Below are 1400 nucleotides of genomic sequence, written 5' to 3' on the forward strand. Positions count from 1 at the left end.
GCAACGCCGTAGGTGTTGTTCTTTTGATAGCCCAGGGTTGGCGAGGAACGAGCCTACCCTGGGTAAGCGTTCGCAAGGAGATTCAACGCCATAGGTGTTGAGCTTTTTCCGAGAAAACATGGGGATAGCGAGGGGATTCATGGCGGATTAATTAAAAAAGCGCAACACCGATGGCGTTGTTCTCCACAAACCATACCCTAACCCAGGGTAGCCTGCACTATCGTTTGGCAACCCTGGGCTATCAAAAACGGAACCCCGATGAGGTTCGTCAATCTGCAAACATCCTTTGCGCCGCTCTTCCTTTTGACAAGAGATGAAATTAAAAAAGCGCAACACCGTAGAAATTATGCCAGCATTTCCATGAGTGAATCCATCATTACGAATATTGCAACGATGCAACGCCGTAGATATTATGTCGGCGTTTCCATGAATGAATCCACCATGGTGAATGTTACAACCACGCAACGCCGTAGGTGTTGTTCTTTTGATAGCCCAGGGTTGGCGAGGAACGAGCCTACCCCGGGTAAGCATTCGCAAGGAGATTCAACGCCATAGGTGTTGAGCTTTTTCCGAGAAAGCATGGTTATAGTGAGGAAATTCATGGCGGATTAATCAAAAAAGCGCAACACCGATGGCGTTGTTCTCCACGCTACGTATTAACCCAGGGTAGCCTGCACTATCGTTTGGCAACCCTGGGCTATCAAAAGCAGAACCCCTATGGGGTTCGTCGTCCTCATGAACTTCCTCTGCGTCCCACTTCCTTTTGAAATGGCTATCAAAAGCGGAAGGCAATGGGGTTCGTCTATTCTGCAAACATCCTCTGCGCCGCTCTTCCTTTTGACAAGAGATGAAATTAAAAAAGCGCAACACCTATGGCGTTGTTCTCCACTTAACGCATTAACCCAGGGTAGCTCGCTACGCTCGCCAACCCTGGGCTATCAAAAGCAGAACCCCGATGGGGTTCGTCAATTTGCAAACATCCTCTGCGCCCACTCTTCCTTTCGAAATAGCTATCAAAAACAGAAGGCGATGGGGTTCGTCAATTTGCAAACATCCTTTGCGCCACTCCTCGTTTTGAAAGAGATGAAATTAAAAAAGCGCAACACCTACGGCGTTGTGTTCCATGCTACGTATTAACCCAGGGTAGCTCGCTATGCTCGCCAACCCTGGGCTATCAAAAGCAGAACCCCTATGGGGTTCGTCAATTTGCAAACATCCTTTGCGCCGCTCCTCGTTTTGAAAGAGATGAAATTAAAAAAGCGCAACACCTACGGCGTTGTGTCCCACTCAACGTATTAACCCAGGGTAGCTCGCTACACTCGCCAACCCTGGACTATCAAAAGCATACCCCAATGGGGGGCATCTTCTTCACAAATTCTGCAAACATCCTCTGCCTGCAT

At 48.6% G+C, this 1400-nt stretch carries 2 protein-coding genes; both read left to right on the forward strand.

What is annotated here, in order from left to right; all coding sequences use genetic code 11:
- Positions 1-258: 258 nt before the first annotated feature.
- On the forward strand, positions 259-555 hold the full coding sequence (locus tag HMPREF9420_RS13750) for a tetrahydrofolate synthase (protein WP_248628143.1): 297 nt from the start codon (positions 259-261) through the stop codon (positions 553-555).
- Between the two features lie 213 nt (positions 556-768).
- Entirely contained in the window at positions 769-1137 is a 369-nt protein-coding gene (locus HMPREF9420_RS12730; RefSeq protein WP_211207526.1) for a hypothetical protein, read from the forward strand.
- Positions 1138-1400: the final 263 nt, after the last annotated feature.

Source organism: Segatella salivae DSM 15606 (genome assembly GCF_000185845.1).
GTDB lineage: Bacteria > Bacteroidota > Bacteroidia > Bacteroidales > Bacteroidaceae > Prevotella > Prevotella salivae.